Here is a 24,804-nt window from a genome sequence, read left to right on the forward strand (position 1 = left end):
CCCCCATAACCTGGCGGACAGAGCATGATTGGGAAAGCGGTACCCTCACGGCAGAAACGATTGACGCAGGCTATATTTCTATTATTCTGGAAATATAGATAAAGGAGGTATTATGGATTTAAACACTGCTGCAAACGCACTTCGAGAACTGGGCCACCCGACACGTCTCAGCATATACCGGGAGCTGGTCAGGGCGGGTCATGAAGGCCTGCCGGTTGGCGAACTGCAGAAGCACCTTGAGATTCCTGCCTCCACGCTCAGCCATCATCTTTCAGCGCTGATATCCGCTGGACGGCACTGTTGCAAATAGTCGGTGGTGATAAACTTATCATCCCCTTTTGCTGATGGAGCTGCACATGAACCCATTCAAAGGCCGGCATTTTCAGCGTGACATCATTCTGTGGGCCGTACGCTGGTACTGCAAATACGGCATCAGTTACCGTGAGCTGCAGGAGATGCTGGCTGAACGCGGAGTGAATGTCGATCACTCCACGATTTACCGCTGGGTTCAGCGTTATGCGCCTGAAATGGAAAAACGGCTGCGCTGGTACTGGCGTAACCCTTCCGATCTTTGCCCGTGGCACATGGATGAAACCTACGTGAAGGTCAATGGCCGCTGGGCGTATCTGTACCGGGCCGTCGACAGCCGGGGCCGCACTGTCGATTTTTATCTCTCCTCCCGTCGTAACAGCAAAGCTGCATACCGGTTTCTGGGTAAAATCCTCAACAACGTGAAGAAGTGGCAGATCCCGCGATTCATCAACACGGATAAAGCGCCCGCCTATGGTCGCGCGCTTGCTCTGCTCAAACGCGAAGGCCGGTGCCCGTCTGACGTTGAACACCGACAGATTAAGTACCGGAACAACGTGATTGAATGCGATCATGGCAAACTGAAACGGATAATCGGCGCCACGCTGGGATTTAAATCCATGAAGACGGCTTACGCCACCATCAAAGGTATTGAGGTGATGCGTGCACTACGCAAAGGCCAGGCCTCAGCATTTTATTATGGTGATCCCCTGGGCGAAATGCGCCTGGTAAGCAGAGTTTTTGAAATGTAAGGCCTTTGAATAAGACAAAAGGCTGCCTCATCGCTAACTTTGCAACAGTGCCAGCTGCGGGCCGCTCCCGCCGCGAAGGACGTGCTCGACGCCATCGAGGTGCTGCGCGGCATGAACAGCGACAACGCCCGCAAGGTGCCCGCCGACGCGCCGACCGAGTTCATCAAGCCGCGCTGGCAGAAGCTGGTCATGACCGACACCGGCATCGACCGGCGCTACTACGAACTGTGCGCGCTGTCGGAGATGAAGAACGCGTTGCGTTCCGGCGACATCTGGGTGCAGGGGTCGCGCCAGTTCAAGGACTTCGAGGACTACCTGGTGCCGCCCGCGAAATTCGCCAGCCTCAAGCAGGCCAGCGAATTGCCGCTGGCCGTGGCCACCGACTGCAACCGGTACCTGAACGACCGGCTGACGCTGCTGGAAACACAGCTTGCCACCGTCAACCGTATGGCGACGGCCAACGAGCTGCCGGACGCCATCATCACCGAGTCAGGCTTGAAGATCACGCCGCTCGACGCGGCGGTACCCGACACCGCCCAAGCGCTGATCGACCAGACGGCAATGATCCTGCCGCACGTCAAGATCACCGAACTGCTGCTGGAGGTGGACGAATGGACGGGCTTCACTCGGCATTTCGCGCATCTGAAATCGGGCGACCCGGCCAAAGACAAGAACCTGTTGCTGACCACGATCCTCGCCGACGCGATCAACCTGGGCCTGACCAAGATGGCGGAGTCTTGCCCCGGCACGACCTACGCCAAGCTGGCTTGGCTGCAAGCCTGGCACATCCGCGACGAAACCTACGGGGCGGCGCTGGCCGATCTGGTCAACGCACAGTTCCGCCATCCCTTCGCCGAGCACTGGGGCGACGGCACCACCTCATCGTCGGACGGCCAGAACTTCCGCACCGGCAGCAAGGCCGAGAGCACCGGCCACATCAACCCGAAATACGGGAGCAGCCCAGGGCGGACGTTCTACACCCACATTTCTGACCAGTACGCGCCATTTCACACCAAGGTCGTGAACGTCGGCGTGCGCGATTCGACCTACGTGCTCGACGGCCTGCTGTACCACGAGTCCGACTTGCGGATCGAGGAGCATTACACCGACACGGCGGGCTTCACCGATCACGTCTTCGCCCTGATGCACCTCCTGGGCTTCCGCTTCGCGCCGCGCATCCGCGACCTGGGCGACACCAAGCTCTACATCCCGAAGGGCGACGCCGCCTATGACGCGCTGAAACCCATGATCGGCGGCACGCTCAACATCAAGCACGTCCGCGCCCATTGGGACGAAATCCTGCGGCTGGCCACCTCGATCAAGCAGGGCACGGTGACGGCCTCCCTGATGCTCCGAAAGCTCGGCAGCTACCCACGCCAGAACGGCCTGGCCGTGGCGCTCCGCGAGCTGGGCCGCATCGAGCGCACGCTGTTCATCCTGGACTGGCTGCAAAGCGTGGAACTGCGCCGCCGCGTGCATGCCGGCCTGAACAAGGGCGAGGCGCGCAATGCGCTGGCCAGGGCAGTGTTTTTCAACCGCCTGGGTGAAATCCGCGACCGCAGTTTCGAGCAGCAGCGCTACCGGGCTAGCGGCCTCAATCTGGTAACGGCTGCCGTCGTGTTGTGGAACACGGTCTATCTGGAACGGGCTGCGCACGCGCTGCGTGGCAACGGCCATGCCGTTGATGACGCGCTGTTGCAGTACCTGTCGCCGCTCGGTTGGGAGCACATCAACCTCACCGGCGATTACCTCTGGCGCAGCAGCGCCAAGATCGGCGCGGGCAAGTTCAGGCCGCTACGACCGCTGCAACCGGCTTAGCGTGCTTTATTTAATGAGATGGTCACTCCCTCCTTCCCAGTACTATGCTGAGGACAGGCTTTCATTCGGAGAACCATCATGGAAAACATTGCGCTTATTGGTATCGATCTGGGTAAGAACTCTTTCCATATTCATTGTCAGGATCATCGTGGGAAGGCCGTTTACCGTAAAAAATTCACCCGACCAAAGCTAATCGAATTTCTGGCGACATGCCCGGCAACAACCATCGCGATGGAAGCCTGTGGCGGTTCTCACTTTATGGCACGCAAGCTGGAAGAGTTAGGGCATTTTCCAAAGCTGATATCACCGCAATTTGTCCGCCCATTCGTTAAAAGCAACAAAAATGACTTCGTTGATGCTGAAGCTATCTGTGAAGCAGCATCACGTCCATCTATGCGTTTCGTGCAGCCCAGAACCGAATCTCAGCAGGCAATGCGAGCTCTGCATCGTGTCCGTGAATCCCTGGTTCAGGATAAGGTGAAAACAACTAATCAGATGCATGCTTTTCTGCTGGAATTTGGTATCAGCGTTCCGCGAGGTGCTGCCGTTATTAGTCGACTGAGTACCCTTCTTGAGGACAGTAGTTTGCCTCTTTATCTCAGCCAGTTACTGCTGAAATTACAACAGCATTATCACTATCTTGTTGAGCAGATTAAAGATCTGGAATCTCAGTTGAAACGAAAGTTGGACGAAGATGAGGTTGGACAGCGCTTGCTGAGTATTCCCTGCGTTGGAACGCTGACTGCCAGTACTATTTCAACTGAGATTGGCGACGGGAAGCAGTACGCCAGCAGCCGTGACTTTGCGGCGGCAACAGGGCTGGTACCCCGACAGTACAGCACGGGAGGTCGGACGACATTGTTAGGGATTAGCAAGCGGGGCAACAAAAAGATCCGAACTTTGTTGGTTCAGTGTGCCAGGGTATTCATACAAAAACTGGAACACCAGTCTGGCAAGTTGGCCGACTGGGTCAGGGAGTTGTTGTGTCGGAAAAGCAACTTTGTCGTCACCTGTGCTCTGGCAAACAAGCTGGCCAGAATAGCCTGGGCACTGACGGCGCGACAGCAAACTTACGAAGCATAAAGGCAGAAATACACCAGTTTAAACAATCATTCATCTGGTTTTGCGAATACTGATATTGATGATACTAACGGCCCACCGGCCTGTTGAGGAACCTGTAAAACGGAAAGGCTCATTGAAGCCGTATATTTTCTGGAGGTTCATCAGGCGCGGAACTCATCGAGGCGCGGGAATAAAATCCCATTCAGACGCCGGATAGATTCAAGCAAGCCAACTTGTCGTCAAAATCGGTGTTGCAAAAACGGGAGTGACCATAGATTCCGTTTTCTGAGGCGACCCCCACATAGAGAGAGCATAAAAAATATTGGGGCAGCGTGAGCTATGCTGCCATCGCTGGTCCCTTCCCGTCACTTTGAAAACCCGGATACCAGCAGACAAATTTATCCTGCAGTTCGTTATTCAAAACGGCGGTCCGGGTCTGTAACAAATAATGAGCCCCTTTTCTGCTCCACTGCATCTGCTGCTTTTTGGCCATTCGTCTGGCGATCACTTCATTGATCGTGGATTCCACAAACGCGGTTGATACCGGCTCTCCGTACCGACGCATTTCGCCGTAGTTTGGGATCATCATCTTATTATTCCGGATGTAGGTATACATTTCATCCAGATGTTTTTGCAGGGATTTCAGGCTAGGATAGCTGAGTTCAGGGTCATCGCAATACATAACGCAATTATCAATATGTTCCAGCGCAGCGACAACATTGCCATGCCAGAGATATCGTTTAATGCTTTCCAGCAGTGCCAGAACTTTACTCCCCGCCTCTGGATCTGATACCAGCAGTCCCCGGGCATATTGCATGAGCACCGTCAGCCTCATGGTGATATGAAACCAGTCCAGCACATGCGTTGACTCAGGGTACATACCGAACTGGAGGTCCCTGAGATTATCCGCGCCGTCGGACAGAAAAAATATCTGCTGGTTGGCCTGCATTCCCTGCGCTGAAAGGTGGGTCATGAGCCTGCGTTCCGGATGACAGTCATCCTTCTGAACAAAACCGAAGCGGCGGGTGTCAGCAGGCGCACCAACGGAAAAAGACTTCCCGGCAATAATTTCAAAATTACGCTTTTTGTCATCCCGATCGCGAACATAACCACCATCTATACCCACCACAAGCGGTTTTCCTGGCCTGGGCAGGTTCCCCCAGTCGCGGGGGCAGCCGGAAAGAAAACCTGAATGAGCTTCAGCCTCAGCGTCAAGACGCTGCGCCACCTGGCATAAATGATTCCTCACCGTTGAGGCATTCAGGCTGTGGCCCACCGGCAGAATATCTTTCAGCAGACGAGTCGTCATTTCATAGGAGATCATCGAGGCCCAGCGGGTTTCAATATATTTCAGTGCCGGGTGAGAATAATCGCCGGCCCAGTCGCTGAGCAAACTGACTGTCTTTGTATCACTCTCTTCACAACGGCACCGGTACACCCGAAGCCCGGATACCGGAATAACGCCAAACAGCGTCCGGTACCGTATTTTCTGTTTGCCTTTGATTCTGCGCGCAGCAAGGCAGTGAGGGCACCGGATATGGTGTTGAGTATATTCGTCTGCCTGCAGCTGGACCACCGACTGCTGGACCGTATTCAGCAACAGCTTGGATTCTGACACCGATAATCCGATGTCGTTCCGGGTCTCCCCTGATTTCTGGATTGTCATCAGTTCCTCCGTTCGACTGGAGCCTGATTCATCGGTGATGACTATCTGGAGCGTCAGTTGCATCATTGCCTCCTGCTGTGGTGGATGACTATCTCCCGGCTACTGGTTGTTCATCTGGTGACGAAGCTTATAATATGTGGAAACGCCAAGGCCCGCATGGTCGCAGGCGATCCTGAGCCTGACCCCTCTGCTTCTGAGTGCGTCAATTTCCTGGATCTTTTTGATATCGGCGCCGGGGCGCCCTGTTTTTTCACCCCGTGCTTTTTTCGCGGCGATGCCGTCGGCCTGCCTTTCCTTCAGTAAGGCTCGTTCAAACTGGCTGAATGCCGACATCATGTGCAGCTGCAGTTCCTGCATCGGATTGTTTGTGCCGGCGCTGAACGTCAGCTGCTCTTTCAGAAAAATAAGGGTAACGCCCTGGTCACGAAGCCGGGTGGTGACAGCGCACATATCCGACATATTCCGGCAAAGGCGATCGATGGAATGAACCAGAAGCGTATCACCAGGGCGTAATTGCCCCAGGAGTTCCTGTAACCCCGGGCGGTTTGTGTCCTTCGCGCTGGCATGCTCAACACAAATTTTATCAGGCTGAAAACCCGCCTTTGACAATGCCTCTTCCTGACGGGCCGTATTCTGATCGGCCGAGCTTACCCTGATGTAGGCATATTGCACGCAAAACCTCCGGAAGGTCTTTAAACATCATAGAGATTTAAAGAATAATCCATAAACACTGATTTAGGGAGGTTTATAGACATTTTTTCGGGGATCTGAGAGGCATGCTGAAAACGTATACCTTTATAGACATCAGTCAGCGACGACGGCCCAGCCAGATAACTTCAGGCTCCAGTACCGGAGATGCAAGGTCGAGCCTGCTCAGTTGCCGGTTGATTTTGTGGCGGTTGAACCTGACAGCATCCAGGTCGTCAGCAAAAGGGCGGATCTCGCCGACCGTTGTTTCATCATCCGCATTAACGATAGCTTCAAGAAACGCCAGGGTTTTATCGAACTCATCCGCAGCTGTGGCTCCGGGCATACCATGGCCGCTTATACAAAACGGCGCTTTCAGCGTAGAGTTTTCATAAATGGCCTCAACACGAATGTCATGAAGCCAGTGCTCAAAGAAATTGTATTCATAGGTAAAGCGATCGCCAGCATCAAAAGCAAAATCATCAATCACGACCCGGAACGGATTATCGACAAAACCGATGCCTCCTTCGTAGGAGATACCGTAATCTTTGCCATAAATGTGAAATTGATGGAGATGGTCGTCCCCCCAGCCCTGCACTATCTGGAAAATGAAGTGAAGCGCGGCCAGTGACGTGTCGGCAGCAATTCTCAGCCGACGCCAGACCATCGGACTGACTCCATGAACTGCTATTTTGATGACGTAGATCTTCATAGTCAGCAGGTATTGTTATGAAATGATGGTGGTTATTTTAACCCCTGTAGATGGCATCATTCGATGGCTGCCCCGAGGTTTTTCATGCTCTCCTGCTATATGGCTCTATTGTGAAGACGCCTGAGGGTAAAAATTTATACATGGTTGTCCCTATGTCTATTATTGCAAGGTTGACAATATTATTCGTTTTATAAATTTGAGCGTTTAAAATCACACATCAAAGCAATTAGTCAGGATAAACAACAATACCCAGTGCTTCGAGAATCAGTTCTTGCTGCCAGGCTGCAATTTTGATACCTGATGTATCGACTTTGCGGGGATCTAAACCGTCGAGTTCGGCGTGGCATAAATTGGCACCCTGTAGGCTAAATTGCCCCCAGACATCTTCGGAAAAAACACCTCGACTTAAGTCTGACTCTTTCAGTGATGCACCCGCTAGGTTCGTTCCTATCCAGCGATTTTCAAACAACTCACATTTTTCTAAACAAACCCTCTCCATATTGGCATAGGAAAGATTACATCCAGAAATAAATGCTGAGCAAAAGTACATACGATTACTCACTTGATGGGCAAAGTTTGTTCGGGAAAAGTTGGCACCTTTTAAATCACACGCACGGAACTCTATACCGTAGCAATTGGCATTACTGAAGTTTGCCATCGCAAGTTGGCATTGTTGGAAACTTGCATCACGAAGATCTGCGACATCAAAGTGGCAGCCTTCGATATCACCCTGTTCAATGAACTTGCAGTTGACGAATGTCGTATCACGCAAGTTAGCACGTCGAAAGTCGCTGCGAATGAATGTGCAAGCGGTGAAGGTGAGATCACTTAAGTCTTTATGTGAAAAGTTGTGGTGCCGATATGTATGATTGTAGGTTTCCATGAGTACTCCTTGTTGAAAGGAGGGCTAGACTACCATTATACATATGCCAAGACATTAAAATAAAAGCCTGTTACATCAACACATTACAACCCCTCAATTTACCTGTTTTAAGTGGTCAAATTGGCGCGTAGAGCGCCTATCGCTCTTGCATTGGCACGCGGCCCTGTTGAAAAAAGTTATTCGCTTTAGATAGGGTTAGGAGAGCCGTGCTTCGCCGGTAAAAAATCGGACTATCCGACGCAGGGCGGACTCATCGGCGGAGAAGCAAACTTTGACTATATCTCCCTACACTTGGAAGAGGGCTAGACTGGCCCCATAGATCACCAGACACTTCGACTCTCTTAAAATAAGAGGTAGTCTTGGAACTATGTTTAATACCAGTCAGAACGATAAGATGGTTGGAGTGTTATCAGGACCTGAGCGGCGTCGGCGTCGTACACCGCAGGAAAAAAGGCACTGTTGCAAAGTTAGCGATGAGGCAGCCTTTTGTCTTATTCAAAGGCCTTACATTTCAAAAACTCTGCTTACCAGGCGCATTTCGCCCAGGGGATCACCATAATAAAATGCTGAGGCCTGGCCTTTGCGTAGTGCACGCATCACCTCAATACCTTTGATGGTGGCGTAAGCCGTCTTCATGGATTTAAATCCCAGCGTGGCGCCGATTATCCGTTTCAGTTTGCCATGATCGCATTCAATCACGTTGTTCCGGTACTTAATCTGTCGGTGTTCAACGTCAGACGGGCACCGGCCTTCGCGTTTGAGCAGAGCAAGCGCGCGACCATAGGCGGGCGCTTTATCCGTGTTGATGAATCGCGGGATCTGCCACTTCTTCACGTTGTTGAGGATTTTACCCAGAAACCGGTATGCAGCTTTGCTGTTACGACGGGAGGAGAGATAAAAATCGACAGTGCGGCCCCGGCTGTCGACGGCCCGGTACAGATACGCCCAGCGGCCATTGACCTTCACGTAGGTTTCATCCATGTGCCACGGGCAAAGATCGGAAGGGTTACGCCAGTACCAGCGCAGCCGTTTTTCCATTTCAGGCGCATAACGCTGAACCCAGCGGTAAATCGTGGAGTGATCGACATTCACTCCGCGTTCAGCCAGCATCTCCTGCAGCTCACGGTAACTGATGCCGTATTTGCAGTACCAGCGTACGGCCCACAGAATGATGTCACGCTGAAAATGCCGGCCTTTGAATGGGTTCATGTGCAGCTCCATCAGCAAAAGGGGATGATAAGTTTATCACCACCGACTATTTGCAACAGTGCCCAGTCCACGCCTCAGAACTTGTGGGCTCGCTTTTAAAAAGTTCCCGTCCGTCAGGGCTGGCGCAGGCGATTATGGAGGTGGGACGGGTCAACAAGACGCTGTACCTCCTCAACTACATTGATGATGAAGAATATCGTCGCAGGATACTGACTCAGCTTAACCGGGGAGAAGGCCGTCACGCCGTGGCAAGGGCGATCTGTTACGGCCAACGTGGTGAGATTAGAAAACGTTACCGTGAGGGGCAGGAGGATCAACTGGGTGCGCTGGGGCTTGTCACTAACGCAGTTGTATTGTGGAACACGCTTTATATGCAGGAAGCGCTATCACATTTGCGCAGCGCTGGTGAGATCCCGGAAGACGAGCATATCTCACGCCTGTCGCCACTGATGTACGGTCATATCAACATGCTGGGACATTATACGTTCACGCTGCCGGAAAATATTCTGAAGGGAGAGTTGAGGCCATTAAATTTCAATTCAAACAATGAATTATTGCCTTAACGTGGTTTTTTACACGATTGAACCTCGAACCCCTATATCGGCTAAAGCACTCCGGTAGCTTGATTCACCCCACGGCCACGGCAGGATCTTGGCCGTCGCAAGCGCCAGGGGAAAATCTTCAGCTGCAAGCCTGAGTGATTTCATGTGCGTGTAATCCATCGCCCAGATGATTTTTGTGAAGAAGAACTCGCGCTCGTTCATGTCCGGGCGCGCGTCCTGGCCCTCCGTGCCAACGGCCAGCAAGTAATCGGCCTGAATTGGCAGTATCAGCGCGCGTAGTAAGTCATGGATCGCCGGTTGCGGCAGTCTGCGCGCCAGATTAATTACCCGGTCGAACTTCAGTTTATCCTGCTTGCGCTTGTCGGTCTGCTCCATCAGATTTCATGGCCCCCTTCTTCATGCTCATGCTCATGGGTGTGTTCTTTTCCGGTATGGCTCTGTTCCGCCTGAGACGTCTGCGGCATGGCGTAATCGTCGTAAATGCTGCTGTCAAAGTCGTAGTCTGATGCTTCGGCATAATGCTCGTAATCGGCATACTCCTGCGCGCTCCACTGCTGATCGTCGGCAGCAGCATAATCATGGGCCAGTTCTGCATCATTTTGCTGTGCTTCATGACGCCGCAGGCCAACGGAATCATCCATAGGGTTCTGCTTAAGATGAAAGGCGTCCTCTGCGTTGCTCACCGGCTGATAATCAGTGCCGGTTGTCATGTTATGTTCATCGGGTTTCTGGTTAAACGCCATGCTTTCCCCCGTGGCTTCTGGCAGACCTTTTTCAGCTGATCGGGTTTCTAAACTGGTATCGCGGCCAATATCCTTAAACCTGGCCTCAAGCCCAAAGAAACGGTCAATTTCTGCGGCCGTGGTTTTCGGGCTGTCGCGGCTCACGCTCGATGCCAAAGATTTTTTATCGTCGGTAAAAATTTCCACCTCATGACGCGCACGCGAAATACCAACATAAAAAACGTCCTTAGAAGTGGTAAGCGATTTGGTATCTATGTTGAACAACACGCGATCACAGGTAAGCCCCTGGGATTTGTGGACGGTGGTTGCATAAGCATAGGAAAGATAAGAAGCCTGTTTTTTGTCCAGCTCAACCGTGCGCCCTTTTTTGTCCTCAAGCGTCAGTTTTTCACCCTCCACGGTTTTCACCGTGAAGCGGTCGCCGTTGGCAACGTCCAGCGTTTTATCGTTACGCGTTACCATGACCTTATCGCCCGGCGCCAGTTCGGCGCTGACTGCCTGGTATACAGACAGCTTGGTGTGTGTACGCGGGCTGAAAGCGATCTGCTCACCGCTGCTGCTTTCAACCGTCAATTTGTTGCCCGGCCCGGTATCAAGAACCTGGTAAGACTCGCCCCGCTTCATACCATTTTTGTAATCCTGTTCGGGGATAATGATTTGCCCTTTACTGAAATAACGGCTGTCGCGGCGTTCCGCCTGTGTCGAATCCACGCGGTCAAGTAGCGTGAACGTTTCGCCGGTTCCGGCAAGCCCCAGATTGCCCCGGATGTAGTCATTGAGGGTTTTGCGTGAGGCGTTCGTACCAGAGATTATCAGGGTGGCATCCTGTTGTTCTGAGGACAGAGACAGGTAGCGATCGGCAAGTTGAGCGAGTCGGGGCGCTTCTTCCTTCAGTTCGTTCACGCCGGTGATATTTTTCAGGGCGCGCGCGGCATTACCTTCAGCGGCATACTTAACCGCCTCAAGCAAAACTTCATTCTTCTGTCGCTGAATGTCTTTCATGTAGCTGGTCTGCATACCTGCTTTAATCAGCTGCTCAAAAGGCTTACCGGCTTCTACCGCTTTCGTCTGTGACGTATCCCCCAGGAATACCGCGCGAGCGTTATGCTTCTCGATCACCTCCATCAGCTGTTTCATCTGCCGGGCGGGTATAACCCCGGCTTCATCAATGAATACGACTGATTTTTCATCCAGCTTTTTATCCTTCGCTTTGAGGAAGGCGGCAACGGTGCGGGCCGGTAATCCATCATCTTCAAGCGCTTTTTTCTGTGTCCCATAGGGGGCCAGCGCCGTGACCTTCAGCCCTTGTGACTCCAGCAGCTCTTTAGCGGCCATCGTCATATAGCTTTTACCGGTACCGGCGTAACCATGTGCGGCCACAAAACGATCTTTGCTCGTCACAATTTCTGTAACTGCGCGCATCTGCTCATTCTTGAGGGTTTTCCCGGCGAGCAGCTGGCCTGCAATCTCTGCGGTCAGCTGTCGCGGCATCTGCCCCCGGCCGCGTGATTCGATAGTCAGAATGGAACGCTCAAGGCGAATACCCTCCACGGTAGTGACGCGGTGGCTGGTCTTTTTAAGCCTGCCGTTTTTAATACCATCATCTACCGCAAAACGGGCTTTATCCGCACGCATCCCGCTATTCGTCAGCGAGTCGATCCACTCTTTGCGCGTCAGAGTTTCGGCCATAACTGAAGCACCGACCTTCAGCGTTGATTGATACCGGGCTTCGCCCTCGATGATGGCGCCCTTCTGTACCGCCTTCAGGTACGCTTTTTCAACATCGGCCATTGTGGCATGGCCCAGCACCTGCTTATTAGCGATCTGAATCAGCTTCTGGCGTTCAAAGCTGGCATCGCGCTCTGACAGCGACTTAACTGCAAACTGGATAGCCCGGTCAGCTTTAACCTCAGGGCTGGTAAAATCCGGGGCCATGTTGCGCGCAATATCAGCCTCCAGAGGTTTACCGTGTCCCTGCCATTCACGGTTATCAAAATCAATGCCTAGCGTTTTGGCGCGGCTGGCCCATTCCTGGTGAATTTCTTCACGGGAATGCTCTGTTTTCTTTTCACGCGTCGCCATCGAGACGCGGCTTTTCGTCTGAGCATCGGCGGTTTCCCGCGTCAGGCCCATTGCAGCGAGTCCCTTTTCAATTTGCTCCGACCGGCGGGAAAAAGCGCGAATCTGTTCGTCTGAAAAATGGGCCATATCGAACGTGTTATTTTTGCTGTTGTAACGCAGCTCATAACCGGCTTTGGTCAACTCCAGCGCCAGCTCCTGTTTGTAAACATCGCCCAGGTGCATTTTGTTACGCATCAGCTCATCATTTTTGAGCGCGCGCCACTGGCCGTCCTCGCGCTGGGTCATGTTCATGACAAAAGCGTGGGTGTGCAAATCAGGATCTAGCGCCCTGGACGTTTCGTGGCGAAAAGTAGCGACGACAAGGTTATTGGTATTCTGGGTTACTGATTTCCCCTGGCGAGTCGTCCGGGCCTGCGCGAGTTTTTCAGCTTCACGCACAGCAGCGGCAACAGCTTTTTCATGAGCCTCGATAATGGTTTTATCGCCGTGTATCAGCGCCTGCATGGATACCCCTTTAGGCGCTGAAAACGTCAGGTCGTAGCCCAGACGCTCTTTTTTGGCATCACCCACGTGTCGCTGCATATGCGTGAAGGTATCTATCTCTCCGACAAGCAGCTCTTTAAACCGGGCTGATTCAACGTCCCCGGATAAGCCGAGGGCTTCAGCTCCGGTTCCCTGCCAGGACGTGAATGATGAATCCTTACTGTAGTAATCATCCTTTGCATCAGAGTAGTAGCCCACAACGCTAGTGACGTTCTGGCGGGTAATCGTGGTTATATCAAGCATCAGATCTCCCTCAGTTCAATGCCAGGAACAGGGTTTTTGCGATGGTATTTAACGTGTTTAGCCTTGAACTTAGCGACGGGCATATCACCAGGCAACGCCAGATAGCCGGTGAGGTTTGGCAACATTGATATTTCGGTAGGCGTTACGGCACGAACAACTTTAACGTCGCGGCGTTTACGGACAATCCAGGGCTTCTGAGGATCGGATTCTTTACGCTCAACTTCGCCTTCTATCTCACCGAGTGAGCGCGACATTTGATCCAACGTTTCATCACCGAGACGGCTGCCGCCCAGCACGATGTTAGAACGCATGTTAGCCAGAATTGTCTGAGCCATATCCCGACCATAAACCTTAACCAGCTGAGAATAGGTTTGATAGCCAGCATAAACACACAGACCGCTTTTACGCCCTTTGGTCAGTGCATCGTTGAGGTTTGGCAGAAACTGGAGTGATTCCAGCTCGTCAATAAATACATTAATGCGGCTTTCTTTTTCACCCATACCCAGCACGATAGAAAAAATCGAATCCAGCCAGCAGGAAATTAGCGGATTAAGTGACCTTTTCATTTCTTCCTGCCAGGTGATAAACAGGGTTCCCGGCTTTCCATCATCAAGCCAGTCACGCAGGGAAAAATTACCTTCCGGCATTTTCAAATGTGGGGCAAGATTCTTACTGAGAACAAATCGCGCGCTTCCAACTGCTTTTTCAGACCCGGAAAAAATAGCTTCGGCAGGCGTCCCCATTAAAAATTCTTTTAATTTTTTCTGGTCAACGTTACAGGCCCAGTGAATAACTTCTTCCATAGTTACTGTGCTATATAGGCTGTGAAGTTTTTTCGAAACTTCACTAAAAATAAGACGGCCATAGCCGAACCATTCTTCAGTAGCCATATCAGGGCTTTCCTGAACAATAGAGTTCACTAAGCGCTCGTAATCATATGAACGGCGAATTTCATTGAAAAACACCCAGCCTTCAGTGCGTTTATCATAGGCGTTTAAAATAACATCGCCGGGACGATAGAAATTCTTTAAGAAGCCCCCATTTGGATCTAAAGCAATATTTTTGCCGCCTCTAATGATGCTCTTAAATAACAGTTCATTGAAAATTGTGGTTTTACCAGTACCGGTTGTACCGGCAATCGAAAAATGCAAGTTCTCAGCGTATGTAGGTATGGGGATATTAGCCACGGTTAACTGGTTGACACCTCTTTCGCGTGTTTTATCAGCGAGTGTTCTGGCGCGAACAAGCTCTGTACCACGATAAATCTTTTTGAATCTTTCGCCTTTAAACACGCGTGATTTATCATAAATGATAAAAGCGATCAGACCGCCAACACCAATAAACCAGCCAGCAATTAAAGCTGACCATAAAGGCCATAGCGAAAAAGTATTCTTAACCAGATACGGAATCAGGTATTTAGCCGTGGATGGATCAATACCGTAGGTAAATTTTGCAACTAGAAACCATACCATCACTGGAGGCAAAGTAATTGCAAATAAAAATGCTAAGCCTCTTTCTCTATCGTCCATTTCAGCGCTCCTTTTTTGGTTCCCAGACTTTGTAGCCGTTACGTTCAACCTCTGCTTTTGCCGCTTTGGTTTTGCCCGGTTCTGCTATCGAGCGCAGGAGGATTAGCGTTTCAATAGCGAGTGATTCATGCAACATCATCTGTCCTGCCGGTGGGAATTTTACGCCAGATAGCGTTTCGGTTATTGCCTTCAGCTCATCGCGCAGTGGGCCAAAATCCGCATCTGAAGCACGGTCAAAAAGATAATCCAGTTTGCGATTTACGTCGCTCAGCCGGTCGGCAACTATTTTCAACCCGGACTCCCGATCACCTGGGCCAGCTTCAATGCAGCGCCGCAGATAATCTGACCGATTACCTCCTGAAACCAGGTCTATATAGGCCAAAAGTTCATCTGATACTTTTGCGGTTATTATTGGCATTCAGTCCTCACATTGTGCATTTTTTAAACAAAAAATTGGGATCTAACAAGCTGAAATCTTAGTATTACCAAAGTAATAAAGCAAACTCATTATAAAACAATGAGTTATTGGGTGTTTTTAATACCTAATTATTACCGAATATTGTTGCTATTTATTTTTTTATCTTTTAAATCAGTATGATAGCGTGATTTATCGCGCTGCGTTAGGTGTATAGCAGGTTAAGGGATAAAAAATCATCTTTTTTGGTAGGGGCGATCTACGTAGGTTAAGGACTAACTGGCTAAAAAGCGTTCAATATTCCGTATTCATGCTTGCATGAATACCAGTACAACAAAAGTACATCAAAATTACATCAAAATTACATCACTTGAAGGTTGACAGTACAACAAAATTACATCATTCTTTGGTCATGAGGTAGCCAGTACAACAAAAGTACATCAAAAGTACATCAAAATTACATCAAAATTACATCATTCTAAATGAGGGTACTATGAAGCCCAAAAGTATCAGGGCGGCACTTCAGTTGATGTTGCCGGAAATAGAAGAAATGCTGTCACTGGGAGTTTCCAGGGAGGAAATTTATAAGGCAGTTTCTGAACGCTTCGGCCTGGAAGGTGTGAACGTTCGTAGCTTTGATACGTCCCTATATAGAGCGCGGCAAATCCGGAAAAATGGAATGCACAATACACATGAAAGGATGCCGAACAATGATGATAGTGTATTGCACAATACACAAAAAGGAGGTAGCGAGAAAGGTGCAGAGGAAAGTGTATTGCACAATACACAAACGCCGCCTGAGCCTGAACCGCAAGGAAGTGAAAAAAAAGAAAGTCCCGGCATTATTGATAAAGAGTTCTTCAATAAAATCAGTGAAGATTTCGACCCTAAGATGTTCAATAAAAAATTCTGAGGTGATTTATGAAAGTAGCGGTAATTAATTACAGTGGCAGCGTTGGTAAAACCTTAATTTCATCCTACCTGTTAGCCCCGCGTCTGACTGGAGCAAAATTCTATGCGGTTGAAACTATCAACCAGTCTGCTTCCGATCTGGGGATTGAGAATGTTTCCATTTTTAAAGGTGATGACTTTTCACGGTTGATTGAAGATATTGTTTTTGAAGATGCCGGGATTATTGATATTGGTGCGTCAAACGTAGAAGCGTTCCTGATGGCAATGTCCCGCTTTGACAGTGGCGCGAATGAATTTGATAAGTATGTAATCCCGGTTACGCCTGATAATAAGGCCATTGATGAAAGCCTGAAAACAGCACATACGTTAAGTAAGGCAGGTGTAAGCAGCGATAAAATCATCTTTGTTCCAAACCGCATTAGTCCAGATAGTGAAGTAGAGGATGTACTGGCGCCGGTATTTGAATTTGTCAAACGAACGAAAGTTGGCAAAATCAGCAAGAAATCTGTTATTTATAACAGTGAAGTTTTCGAATATCTCGCGTATCACCGTATCTCATTCGAAGCATTGACCGCTGAAGATCCAGAAGAATTTAAAGCCCGCGCTAAACAAACAACGGATGCTGACGAGCGCAAAAAACTGGCCCGCCGTTATACCTACATGAAACAGGCAATTCCTGTTAAAGCTAATCTCGATAAAGCATATGCGGCTTTAATGGGAGAATAAAATGGAAAAGCAGCCAGATAAATTTGAAGTTCTGATGGATTGGTTTTTAGGTGACGCGAAGGAAATCACCGCAAGTCAGAAAGAAATGACTGAGATACTTTCTGCGCTTTCGGAAAAGCTGGCAAAAGACACCGAAAGTTTAGGAGAGACGGCAGACTCTCTTAAACGGACTTTAGTAGAAAACCAGCGTTCAATTAGCCTGGCAATTAGTGATGATGCTAAGGCGCGTGAGGAATTTCTGACGAAGTTCCGCCGCGCGCAGGCGTCCAGAGCTGAGACGTTAACCCGTCAGATCCTTTTTATTACAGCTGGCTGCACTATTGTGGGCGCCGCCGTGGGTGCCGCGATAGCCATAATTCTACTGAGATAATGTAAACCGGGCATGTCCCGGTTTTTTTTCAAGCGAAGCGCGGAGGCCGCAGGCCGGAGGCATTAGTGGCCGCCGCCCGAAGGGGCGAGACGCGTAGCGGCTCGATGCGCAGCACGGCAGAACGGCCCCGCAGGGGTAATGCCCGGTTTAATTCAACGTGACAGTCACGTGGAGGAAAAATATGAATGACCGACAGCGTGAACAAGCCCGTATTCGCCAGGCCCGGCGCCGCGCGCGACTCAAAGAGGAAGGCGCTAGCGTGACAGTCACGCTAACAAAACAGGAAGAAGCAATGTTACAGGAGCTTTGCCGGGTTCGTCGTCCAGGACGAACAGCCTATTCCACGAATGAGTTTTTCCAACTGCTGCTGATCCGAAACTGGCAACAGTGGCAGGAGCAAAAGGCGCAGCTGGGGAAATGCCAGGCTTGCGGAAAGCTGAAAGCGGAGGGAGGTTGCGGCGGCGAACGGCAGAGCGAAACCTTTAACTGCTGGCTAGCCGTCGAAGCAAACGAGCTTAATGTGTAGTGTATTGTGCTATACAGAAATTGCCAAAAGCAGCGCGGAGTAATAACTGAAACGGCCGCGCAGCGGAAAGAAAAAAGCCCGGTCAATCCGGGTTTTTTTCTTTCGGCGGCTCAGTAATCGTCTAGATCTCCGCAGCCCAGCGGGCAACAATTACGCTCAATACCGTGGCTGCAATAATCGTTTTCCCGATCCTGCCGGATTTCTTCCGCGATCTCGTCTTGGGTCAGATAGTCAAATTCACGCCGCGCTACCGCGATCAGTTCTTCCCGATACTCGGCCGGAACGCCAGCAAGATAGCCGTCAATAACCGCGCTCAGGCGGCGCTGATACAGTTCATAAATCAGGCCGCAGCGGGGCTGCTGTTCGCGCGCAAAACTCTCACACTGGCGACGAAAATCTTCAAGAGTCTGCTCAAGGGTTTGTGTGGTCATGTCGTTTGTCCTCGATCTTTCTGTTAAAGACCCGGCTTGGCCGGGTCGTCAGTGCTATTTAGTTTGTTGCAGCAGCTGGTCTAATTTTGCCGCCAGTGCATACGTCGATGTGAAAGCGCCTTGCAGGCGCTGATTAGGCAGCTGGTTGAACGCTTCGAGGCAGGCGCGCAGCAATAATTCTTTCTGAGATTCGACTTCTTTTTTCAGCTGGGAAGGGGTGGTAACAGTGGTCATGCTTACTCCTTAGTGATCCGATACCGGCAATTTTTCGGGTGGCGGTATTGCCTCCCGATGATTTAATTATCGGTGATTACGCCTTTAAAGTCAATACAAGTACGGAATTTATTTACATGTTTTTATGCCCGTCAGGGCATGGAAGGCGACCGCGCCGGACTCCACCGGACACCGGCCGCAAATCGCCGGAAACTGCGGGACTGACCGGAGCAACAGGCCAACCCCCCTTCCTGCTAAGCCATAACCCAGCCCGCCGCCACGCAGCTGCCGCACGTCCCCCACGGGGGTGCGCAGTGGGCGCCGCGCGCCTGCGCGCGGGTACAGCGGCCCGCCTGCGGGTCGCGGCGCCGTACTGCGAGTTAGCGGCCGCCGCGCGGCCGGTTACGGGGGACACCGCACCGTCACGGCCAGCGCCCCGCTGAGCTGCACAATCCACGGATAACACAATAGCGCACTGGCAAAGGATGCCGACGCCTGAAGGGCGTTGGCACCCCGAAGGGGCGGGGCGAGACGGGAACCGGCTCGATGCGCAGCACAGCAGAGCGGCCCCGAAGGGGTAACGCCCTGTGTGGCATCAGGATTTAGCGCAATGGCAGAACATGAGCTGGAGAGATCACCGGCAAGCAGCAGCAAAGGGGCGGCGCAGCCGCCCAGATGGCTGTTTGCCGATACCGGCGATTAATTAGAGCGGTGTTTAATATCCCCCGCGTGGCGGGGGACTAGGTTTCAGCAAGTCATGTTAAATACGTGTCCGTCATGTAAACTGAAATCCCCAATAAACAGATCCCGCGCATAGGCTACGATGTCAAAATATCGGGCTACGGATTCAGGAATTTCATTCAGTAGACCGCTATCATTCAGGTATTCCTCTGCAAAAGTTTCTTCGTCCTTAGCTTCGCCCATATAGGCATCTCTAAACAGGTCGAAATCAGTGCTATTAAACAGATCAACAAAGGCCACAAACGCCGCTTCGTTTCCTTCCTCGCGGGCTTGTTTAAAGCCGTTAATAAAATCCCAGTTGATATGGCACTCTGACGCCATATCAGACGGAATACCCTCCCAATCCTGGAACATAAATTCTGGATCAGCCTCATTTGCGTGTAACTCGCGGCAGCGCTCGTAAAACTCCTCTGAGCTATCAAAATCGGTCAGATCGAGCCAGGCTCCCGCAATGCTTCCGCAGTTGTATTTATGGTAAGTGCCAACATAAACAGAAGGGGTCGTAATATCAGTCATGGTGTACTCCTTAAAGCGCCGATACCGGCAATTTTTCGGGCGGCGGTATTGCCTCCCGATGATTTAATTATCGGTGATTACGCCTTTAAAGTCAATACAAGTACGGAATTTATTTACATGTTTTTATGCCCGTCAGGGCATGGAAGGCGACCGCGCCGGACTCCACCGGACACCGGCCGCAAATCGCCGGAAACTGCGGGACTGACCGGAGCAACAGGCCAACCCCCCTTCCTGCTAAGCCATAACCCAGCCCGCCGCCACGCAGCTGCCGCACGTCCCCCACGGGGGTGCGCAGTGGGCGCCGCGCGCCTGCGCGCGGGTACGGCGGCCCGCCTGCGGGTCGCGGCGCCGTACTGCGAGTTAGCGGCCGCCGCGCGGCCGGTTACGGGGGACACCGCACCGTCACGGCCAGCGCCCCGCTGAGCTGCACAATCCACGGATAACACAATAGCGCACTGGCAAAGGATGCCGACGCCTGAAGGGCGTTGGCACCCCGAAGGGGCGGGGCGGCCGCTTGCGGCCGGGCGAGTCCGGCGCAGGGTGTGGCCTGCCAAGCGGAGCGCGGAGGCCGAAGGCCGGAGGCGTTAGCGGCCGCTGCCCGCGTAAGCGGGGCGAGACGGGAACCGGCTCGATGCGCAGCACAGCAGAGCGGCCCCGAAGGGGTAACGCCCTGTGTGGCATCAGGATTTAGCACAATGTCAGAACATAAACTGGAGAGATCACCGGCAAGCAGCTGCAAAGGGGCGGCACAGCCGCCCCGATGGCTGTTACTTGTCTTTGTCGCGTAGCACTTTGATTAGGCCGGTTACGGCCGTAATCAGAGCGGCCAGCGAGGTGATGATTTGCGGTAGGTTTTCGAGGATGGTAGAGGTCATATAGCACCTGTAGAGAAGTTGGCGGGGTGTCGTTTCCGACGGCCGCACTGTAACCGGGCGAATAAGGCAGGTTGTCAACAGCTTGAGCGAAGCGTCTGTTGACAACCTGCCGCGCCCGGTTTCACTGCGGTCATAGGCGGAACGACCCACGCCAACGGAACGGCTTTATGACCGGGCAGCTGAGATACCGGCGAACCTGGCTGGCGGCTGACGCCAGCCGCCAAGCGCCAGCGCGGAGGGCGAAGCCCGGAGGCCAAGCGGAGCGCGGAGGCCGAAGGCCGGAGGCGTTAGCGGCCGCTGCCCGCGTAAGCGGGGCGAGACGGGAACCGGCTCGATGCGCAGCACAGCAGAGCGGCCCCGAAGGGGTAACGCCCGGAGTCTGCCGCTGTTTATCTCTCGTTCCATCTGAAATCGGCGGTAAGGCCATTAAAAGGGTCAGTTTATCAGGGGGGCGTTAGCCCCCCATGTTGTTAATCATCAGGCAATATCGTCTTTGTAGCAGGCATAACCGAAGCTAAGCTCTGTTTTCATATAGTGGCGGGCAAAGTCCCAGGCATCGTGGCCGAAGTCCTCATAATCTGCCAGGACGATTTCGCGGGCTTTGTGCCATTGCTGTACGGAAGAAAGCGGCAGAACAGGGCAGGGAAGCGACCAGTCAGTGACGGTGTTGCAGATCATATCTGCCAGACGCTCCAGGGAGCCGTAAACCAGCTCTGTGCGCAGATCCGCCACCATGCGTTGTTTACGCAGTGATGCCAGATAATCAATCTCTTTGGTTATATCAGAATTTAAGCGGGTCTGGTAATCCATGATGTACTCCTTTGCGCGCCGATACCGGCAATTTTGCGGGCGACGGTGTTGCCTCCCGATGATTTAATTATCGGTGATTATGTCCTCAAAGTCAATATAAGTACTGAATGTGCATACAAAATTTTATATCTTGCAAAGCGTTCATAGAGTGCCTGAATCGCTTTCTGACAGCCTCAATAAAAAAGGCGGGGATTACCCGCCTTTTTTCTTACAGCTGCTTACGTGGCTTTTTACGCGTCATATACAACGGTATCGCGCAGTCTACCGCGTACAAAAAGCACGCCAGCGCGCCGCAACCGTACAGAAACGCAAGCGGCTTATTATCGAAGTAGCTGAAAACCCCTGTCGCCGCACACAGGCCCAGAACAGAGACGCAGGCGCAGGTGATCTGCACCAGATCCCTGTATCCCGCACGAACGATAAACCAGGGCAGGGCAAGCGCAGCGGCGCTAAAAATTAATGCGAGAGGGACAAAAACGAGATAGTGATACATGTGAACTCCTTGATGGTTGCCGATACCGGCGATTGTTCGGGCGGCGGTATTGCCACCCGATGATTTAATTAGAGGTTTTGCGCGTCCAGGAGATTGACCTGAGCCGGGGTAACGTGAAACTTTTCCCCTTTATGGATCACGTTATGCGGGGCGCTAATTTCATCACTGATAAAGCTAACCGGGTAACGTTTTTTACCGCAAATCCGCTCGCTAAACCACGCCACTTTTGCCGCTGGCCGATCCACTGGATGAACAATCACACCGGCCATGCTGCAACCCGTTGCGGGTTCGTCCAGCGTAATGCTTACCGGGACTGTATCCCGGTAAAAAAACTTAACCGGCGGCACACCTGCCTGCGTAGCGGCTGCGACAACTGCAAGCCCGATAACCGCTATCCGATTAATAAGCATTTTATTCCCCTTACTCATGCTGATATCACCTTGCCAGCTGTTACCAGTTTACGAAATTCGCTTTCATGAATTTCACGCCCATGCTCAAGCGTTGAATACACGTTGCCGATAAGCCAGTTACCAGCCGTTTTTGTCTCGGTATACCACCATGCTTCTGTCAGAGTAAGCAGCGGTTCGCTATCCTCGCCCTTCTCATAGATCCAGATTTTAGTGACGTCTTTACCCGTTTCGTTGCTGCCCTGAATGGTAGGGTCAAAGGTATGTTCAATCTCTATATCGAAGTAACGCTGAAGGAAGTTAGTAAAGTGCATGACGACTCCTGTAAGCGCCGATACCGGCAATTTTTCGGGTGGCGGTGTTGCCTCCCGATGATTTAATTATCGGTGATTACGCCTTTAAAGTCAATACAAGTACGGAATTTATTTACATGTTTTTATGCCCGTCAGGGCATGGAAGGCGACCGCGCCGGACTCCACCGGACACCGGCCGCAAATCGCCGGAAACTGCGGGACTGACCGGAGCAACAGGCCAACCCCCCTTCCTGCTAAGCCATAACCCAGCCCGCCGCCACGCAGCTGCCGCACGTCCCCCACGGGGGTGCGCAGTGGGCGCCGCGCGCCTGCGCGCGGGTACGGCGGCCCGCCTGCGGGTCGCGGCGCCGTACTGCGAGTTAGCGGCCGCCGCGCGGCCGGTTACGGGGGACACCGCACCGTCACGGCCAGCGCCCCACTGAGCTGCACAATCCACGGATAATGCAGGAGACGAATCATGATAGGAGGCTGAAGGGGAAATGAGCGGCAGCAGGGGAAGGGGTTGCCAAGCGGAGCGCGGAGGCCGCAGGCCGGAGGCGTCAGTGGCAGCTGCCCGCGTGAGCGGGGCGAGACGCGTAGCGGCTCGATGCGCAGCACAGCAGAACGGCCCCGGAGGGGTGACGTCCGGGGGTTCGCTTTTAAAGATTTTCGACCACATCAGTAAATCGTAGTGACACCATGAAGCAAAAGTATCGTGCAGACCAGAATCAACAACAGTAACAGCAGACCTTTTTTTCGACGTAATAAAACCGGCCCCAAAGCGCCCGCAAGAAGCACACTCAACACGATTTCCGTTATGCTAATCGTATTCATAATCTCTCACGTTTCCCTTTTTAGAACTCTGCCACACACGGATAAAACCTTATAACAAAGCAACAAAACCCGTTATTCAGACACGGTAATGCCTAGTTTTTTTGCCAGAATTTCAGATGACAAAGAAACCCTTATCGACTTCCCGGTTACAAGGTGAATGATTGTGGCTTCATGCCCTTCAACAGAGTGGGATATTAACTCACGCTGAATGATATGCGTCTCTCCATCATTTCCCGTCACGGCTATTAGGCTCTCTGTAGAACAGGGGTTGATACTACTAATGTTGGTGTTGTTTTCGGTTTTGTTCAGCATCGCTGATCCTCAAATATCGGTTTGTGTTACGTCTGCCGCTTTGCGCTGGATAAGCGACTTAAAGAAATCCGACGCCTTCAGAATATCGCTATCCTGGAAGTCGGGAAATGTCGCTTCTGTCAGCTCCTGCGCCGTACCTGCCCGTATAACGGTTTCATCGCGGATCATCGTTCGCTTAACGCCATCAGCCTGTTTTTTGCTGAAGGAGTGCCGGAAAATAATCGCGTATTGGCCGCCGCTATCCTGATGAACAGAAGTATCCCAGCGATGATTACCCTGTTTACGATAGTGGTGATAGATTTGCTGGCCGTAGCGCTCCTGATCGGAATTACGGTAATCGAACATTAACAGTTCCAAAAGCATTAACCGATCTGGCAATTGCCAGGCGGTAGGGTGTTGAAGTGTCGCTAACATAGTTTCCCCTGAGCGTGACAGTCACGATAAGGCGGGCTTTGCCCGCCTGGTTATCAGTTAATCAATGGCACGATAAATACGATTCTGGCTTTCGTTCTCCAGCGTATTAACGTACTCCCGCAACAGGTGATACCGGTTAGCCATCGTTTCGTTCAGTTCGGCTTTGCCTTCTTCATATGCCAGCCCGCAAAAGTAACTGTAGGCATACAGACAAACAATAATCCCTACTTCGCGCGCGCTGCATTCACCTTCAAAATAGTTAGGTAACGAGAGCCAAAGAGGTTGGGGCGCTTCCATAAAAAACGCGCCATTGCTGGCCTGAAGGTATTCCCAATACCCTCCCTGGTAGTCTTTAGCGTAACGATTCAGAAAGGACTGAATGAAGTGATCTGCGCTGAAGAAAGCGCCACGAAATGCCGCAGGCATGAAGTTCATGCGGGCGTTTTCAGAAATGTAGCGGGCGGTGATTTCGATAGTTTCCATGATACTTCCTCTTTAAGCCGATACCGGCGATGGTTAAGCGGCAGGCACATCACCTGCCACTTTTTAATTATCGTACAATGGGGCGTTAAAGTCAATACAAGTACGGATTATATTTACCTAATTTTATGCCCGTCAGAGCATGGAAGGCGACCTCGCCGGACTCCACCGGACACCGGGGGCAAATCGCCGGAAACTGCGGGACTGACCGGAGCGACAGGCCACCCCCCTCCCT

Annotated in this window: 25 protein-coding genes and 3 pseudogenes; 9 read left to right on the plus strand and 19 right to left on the minus strand. The window is 51.9% G+C overall.

The genetic code is table 11. The annotated features are described in order from the left end of the window. Positions 1-112 precede the first annotated feature (112 nt). The 4 genes and pseudogenes from QMG90_RS22230 to QMG90_RS22245 form a co-directional block, all read left to right on the plus strand. A pseudogene (locus QMG90_RS22230) lies at positions 113-292 on the plus strand (ArsR/SmtB family transcription factor); the annotation flags it as partial. Positions 293-356: 64 nt separating this feature from the next. Then, positions 357-1,061, plus strand: coding sequence for an IS6-like element IS26 family transposase (locus QMG90_RS22235; protein WP_001067855.1), 705 nt, complete (start codon positions 357-359; stop codon positions 1,059-1,061). A gap of 51 nt (positions 1,062-1,112) precedes the next feature. Then, positions 1,113-2,879, plus strand: a pseudogene (locus tag QMG90_RS22240) (Tn3 family transposase); the annotation flags it as partial. A 78-nt stretch (positions 2,880-2,957) separates the two neighbouring features. Next, positions 2,958-3,962 carry an IS110-like element IS5075 family transposase gene (locus QMG90_RS22245; RefSeq protein WP_000427619.1) on the plus strand — a complete coding sequence of 335 codons (1,005 nt, stop codon included), beginning with the start codon at positions 2,958-2,960 and terminating at the stop codon, positions 3,960-3,962. Between the two features lie 316 nt (positions 3,963-4,278). Here the strand turns inward: QMG90_RS22245 and QMG90_RS22250 are convergent, their stop codons facing one another. The 5 genes from QMG90_RS22250 to QMG90_RS22270 all read right to left on the minus strand — a co-directional run bounded on the left by QMG90_RS22250 (position 4,279) and on the right by QMG90_RS22270 (position 9,098). Beyond that, a complete protein-coding gene (locus QMG90_RS22250; RefSeq protein ID WP_014839878.1) occupies positions 4,279-5,670 on the minus strand; it encodes an ISKra4-like element ISKpn19 family transposase in 1,392 nt (463 codons plus the stop codon). Between the two features lie 36 nt (positions 5,671-5,706). Continuing rightward, positions 5,707-6,279, minus strand: a complete 573-nt coding sequence (locus tag QMG90_RS22255; protein ID WP_001493762.1) for a recombinase family protein — start codon at positions 6,277-6,279, stop codon at positions 5,707-5,709. Between the two features lie 136 nt (positions 6,280-6,415). After that, positions 6,416-7,006: a plasmid pRiA4b ORF-3 family protein gene (locus QMG90_RS22260; protein ID WP_012477564.1), complete on the minus strand. Its 591-nt coding sequence runs from the start codon at positions 7,004-7,006 to the stop codon at positions 6,416-6,418. 226 nt (positions 7,007-7,232) lie between these two features. Further along, complete coding sequence (locus QMG90_RS22265; protein ID WP_001516695.1) at positions 7,233-7,889, minus strand: quinolone resistance pentapeptide repeat protein QnrS1; 657 nt, start codon at positions 7,887-7,889, stop codon at positions 7,233-7,235. A 504-nt stretch (positions 7,890-8,393) separates the two neighbouring features. Beyond that, the gene (locus tag QMG90_RS22270; protein ID WP_001067855.1) at positions 8,394-9,098 is read right to left on the minus strand and encodes an IS6-like element IS26 family transposase; all 705 of its coding nucleotides are present in this window, start codon (positions 9,096-9,098) and stop codon (positions 8,394-8,396) included. 65 nt (positions 9,099-9,163) lie between these two features. Between QMG90_RS22270 and QMG90_RS22275 the strand changes: the two are divergent. Beyond that, positions 9,164-9,661 (plus strand): annotated as a pseudogene (locus QMG90_RS22275) (Tn3 family transposase); the annotation flags it as partial. A gap of 9 nt (positions 9,662-9,670) precedes the next feature. Here the strand turns inward: QMG90_RS22275 and QMG90_RS22280 are convergent. The 4 genes from QMG90_RS22280 to QMG90_RS22295 are packed head-to-tail and all read right to left on the minus strand — an operon-like array spanning position 9,671 to position 15,219. Continuing rightward, positions 9,671-10,036: a DUF6710 family protein gene (locus QMG90_RS22280; protein WP_012561167.1), complete on the minus strand. Its 366-nt coding sequence runs from the start codon at positions 10,034-10,036 to the stop codon at positions 9,671-9,673. After that, the gene (gene mobF, locus QMG90_RS22285; RefSeq protein ID WP_012561166.1) at positions 10,036-13,272 is read right to left on the minus strand and encodes a MobF family relaxase; all 3,237 of its coding nucleotides are present in this window, start codon (positions 13,270-13,272) and stop codon (positions 10,036-10,038) included. The genes QMG90_RS22280 and mobF overlap by 1 nt, the downstream gene beginning before the upstream one ends. After that, positions 13,272-14,801: a type IV secretion system DNA-binding domain-containing protein gene (locus QMG90_RS22290; RefSeq protein WP_000342688.1), complete on the minus strand. Its 1,530-nt coding sequence runs from the start codon at positions 14,799-14,801 to the stop codon at positions 13,272-13,274. The genes mobF and QMG90_RS22290 overlap by 1 nt, the downstream gene beginning before the upstream one ends. Position 14,802: 1 nt before the next feature. Next, entirely contained in the window at positions 14,803-15,219 is a 417-nt protein-coding gene (locus QMG90_RS22295; protein WP_001749975.1) for a hypothetical protein, read from the minus strand. A gap of 490 nt (positions 15,220-15,709) precedes the next feature. On the opposite strand from QMG90_RS22295, the gene stbA reads away from it, so the two are divergent. The 4 genes from stbA to QMG90_RS22315 all read left to right on the plus strand — a co-directional run bounded on the left by stbA (position 15,710) and on the right by QMG90_RS22315 (position 17,750). Further along, positions 15,710-16,129: a plasmid stabilization protein StbA gene (gene stbA, locus QMG90_RS22300; protein WP_001749974.1), complete on the plus strand. Its 420-nt coding sequence runs from the start codon at positions 15,710-15,712 to the stop codon at positions 16,127-16,129. 8 nt (positions 16,130-16,137) lie between these two features. Beyond that, positions 16,138-16,854, plus strand: a complete 717-nt coding sequence (stbB, locus tag QMG90_RS22305; RefSeq protein WP_001749973.1) for a StbB family protein — start codon at positions 16,138-16,140, stop codon at positions 16,852-16,854. Between the two features lies 1 nt (position 16,855). Then, positions 16,856-17,224, plus strand: coding sequence for a plasmid stabilization protein StbC (gene stbC / locus QMG90_RS22310; RefSeq protein WP_000414913.1), 369 nt, complete (start codon positions 16,856-16,858; stop codon positions 17,222-17,224). A 181-nt stretch (positions 17,225-17,405) separates the two neighbouring features. Next, the gene (locus QMG90_RS22315; RefSeq protein WP_000999874.1) at positions 17,406-17,750 is read left to right on the plus strand and encodes a hypothetical protein; all 345 of its coding nucleotides are present in this window, start codon (positions 17,406-17,408) and stop codon (positions 17,748-17,750) included. A gap of 110 nt (positions 17,751-17,860) precedes the next feature. On the opposite strand, the gene ccgAII is transcribed toward QMG90_RS22315, so the two are convergent. The 10 genes from ccgAII to ardB all read right to left on the minus strand — a co-directional run bounded on the left by ccgAII (position 17,861) and on the right by ardB (position 24,572). Next, complete coding sequence (gene ccgAII, locus QMG90_RS22320) at positions 17,861-18,181, minus strand: protein CcgAII (RefSeq protein ID WP_001749971.1); 321 nt, start codon at positions 18,179-18,181, stop codon at positions 17,861-17,863. A gap of 54 nt (positions 18,182-18,235) precedes the next feature. Beyond that, the gene (gene ccgAI, locus QMG90_RS22325) at positions 18,236-18,415 is read right to left on the minus strand and encodes a protein CcgAI (protein WP_000214483.1); all 180 of its coding nucleotides are present in this window, start codon (positions 18,413-18,415) and stop codon (positions 18,236-18,238) included. Between the two features lie 726 nt (positions 18,416-19,141). Beyond that, positions 19,142-19,651 carry an antirestriction protein ArdA gene (locus QMG90_RS22330; protein ID WP_000129958.1) on the minus strand — a complete coding sequence of 170 codons (510 nt, stop codon included), beginning with the start codon at positions 19,649-19,651 and terminating at the stop codon, positions 19,142-19,144. A 1,352-nt stretch (positions 19,652-21,003) separates the two neighbouring features. Beyond that, positions 21,004-21,336, minus strand: a complete 333-nt coding sequence (locus QMG90_RS22335; protein WP_012561126.1) for a hypothetical protein — start codon at positions 21,334-21,336, stop codon at positions 21,004-21,006. A gap of 208 nt (positions 21,337-21,544) precedes the next feature. Continuing rightward, positions 21,545-21,829: a protein CcgC gene (gene ccgC / locus QMG90_RS22340; RefSeq protein WP_001750002.1), complete on the minus strand. Its 285-nt coding sequence runs from the start codon at positions 21,827-21,829 to the stop codon at positions 21,545-21,547. 68 nt (positions 21,830-21,897) lie between these two features. Then, on the minus strand, positions 21,898-22,239 hold the full coding sequence (locus QMG90_RS22345) for a hypothetical protein (RefSeq protein WP_015344948.1): 342 nt from the start codon (positions 22,237-22,239) through the stop codon (positions 21,898-21,900). Between the two features lie 14 nt (positions 22,240-22,253). Beyond that, entirely contained in the window at positions 22,254-22,550 is a 297-nt protein-coding gene (gene ccgD / locus QMG90_RS22350) for a protein CcgD (RefSeq protein WP_000545925.1), read from the minus strand. Positions 22,551-23,435: 885 nt separating this feature from the next. Beyond that, positions 23,436-23,675 (minus strand): hypothetical protein, encoded by a 240-nt coding sequence (locus QMG90_RS22355; protein ID WP_000932975.1) that lies wholly within the window; start codon positions 23,673-23,675, stop codon positions 23,436-23,438. Between the two features lie 9 nt (positions 23,676-23,684). After that, positions 23,685-24,089, minus strand: coding sequence for an antirestriction protein ArdAB regulator ArdR (gene ardR / locus QMG90_RS22360; protein ID WP_000881513.1), 405 nt, complete (start codon positions 24,087-24,089; stop codon positions 23,685-23,687). Between the two features lie 57 nt (positions 24,090-24,146). Further along, a complete protein-coding gene (gene ardB / locus QMG90_RS22365) occupies positions 24,147-24,572 on the minus strand; it encodes an antirestriction protein ArdB (protein WP_000447669.1) in 426 nt (141 codons plus the stop codon). Between the last annotated feature and the right edge of the window lie 232 nt (positions 24,573-24,804).

Origin of the sequence: Trabulsiella odontotermitis (assembly GCF_030053895.1) — a bacterium.
Lineage (GTDB): Bacteria > Pseudomonadota > Gammaproteobacteria > Enterobacterales > Enterobacteriaceae > Trabulsiella > Trabulsiella odontotermitis_C.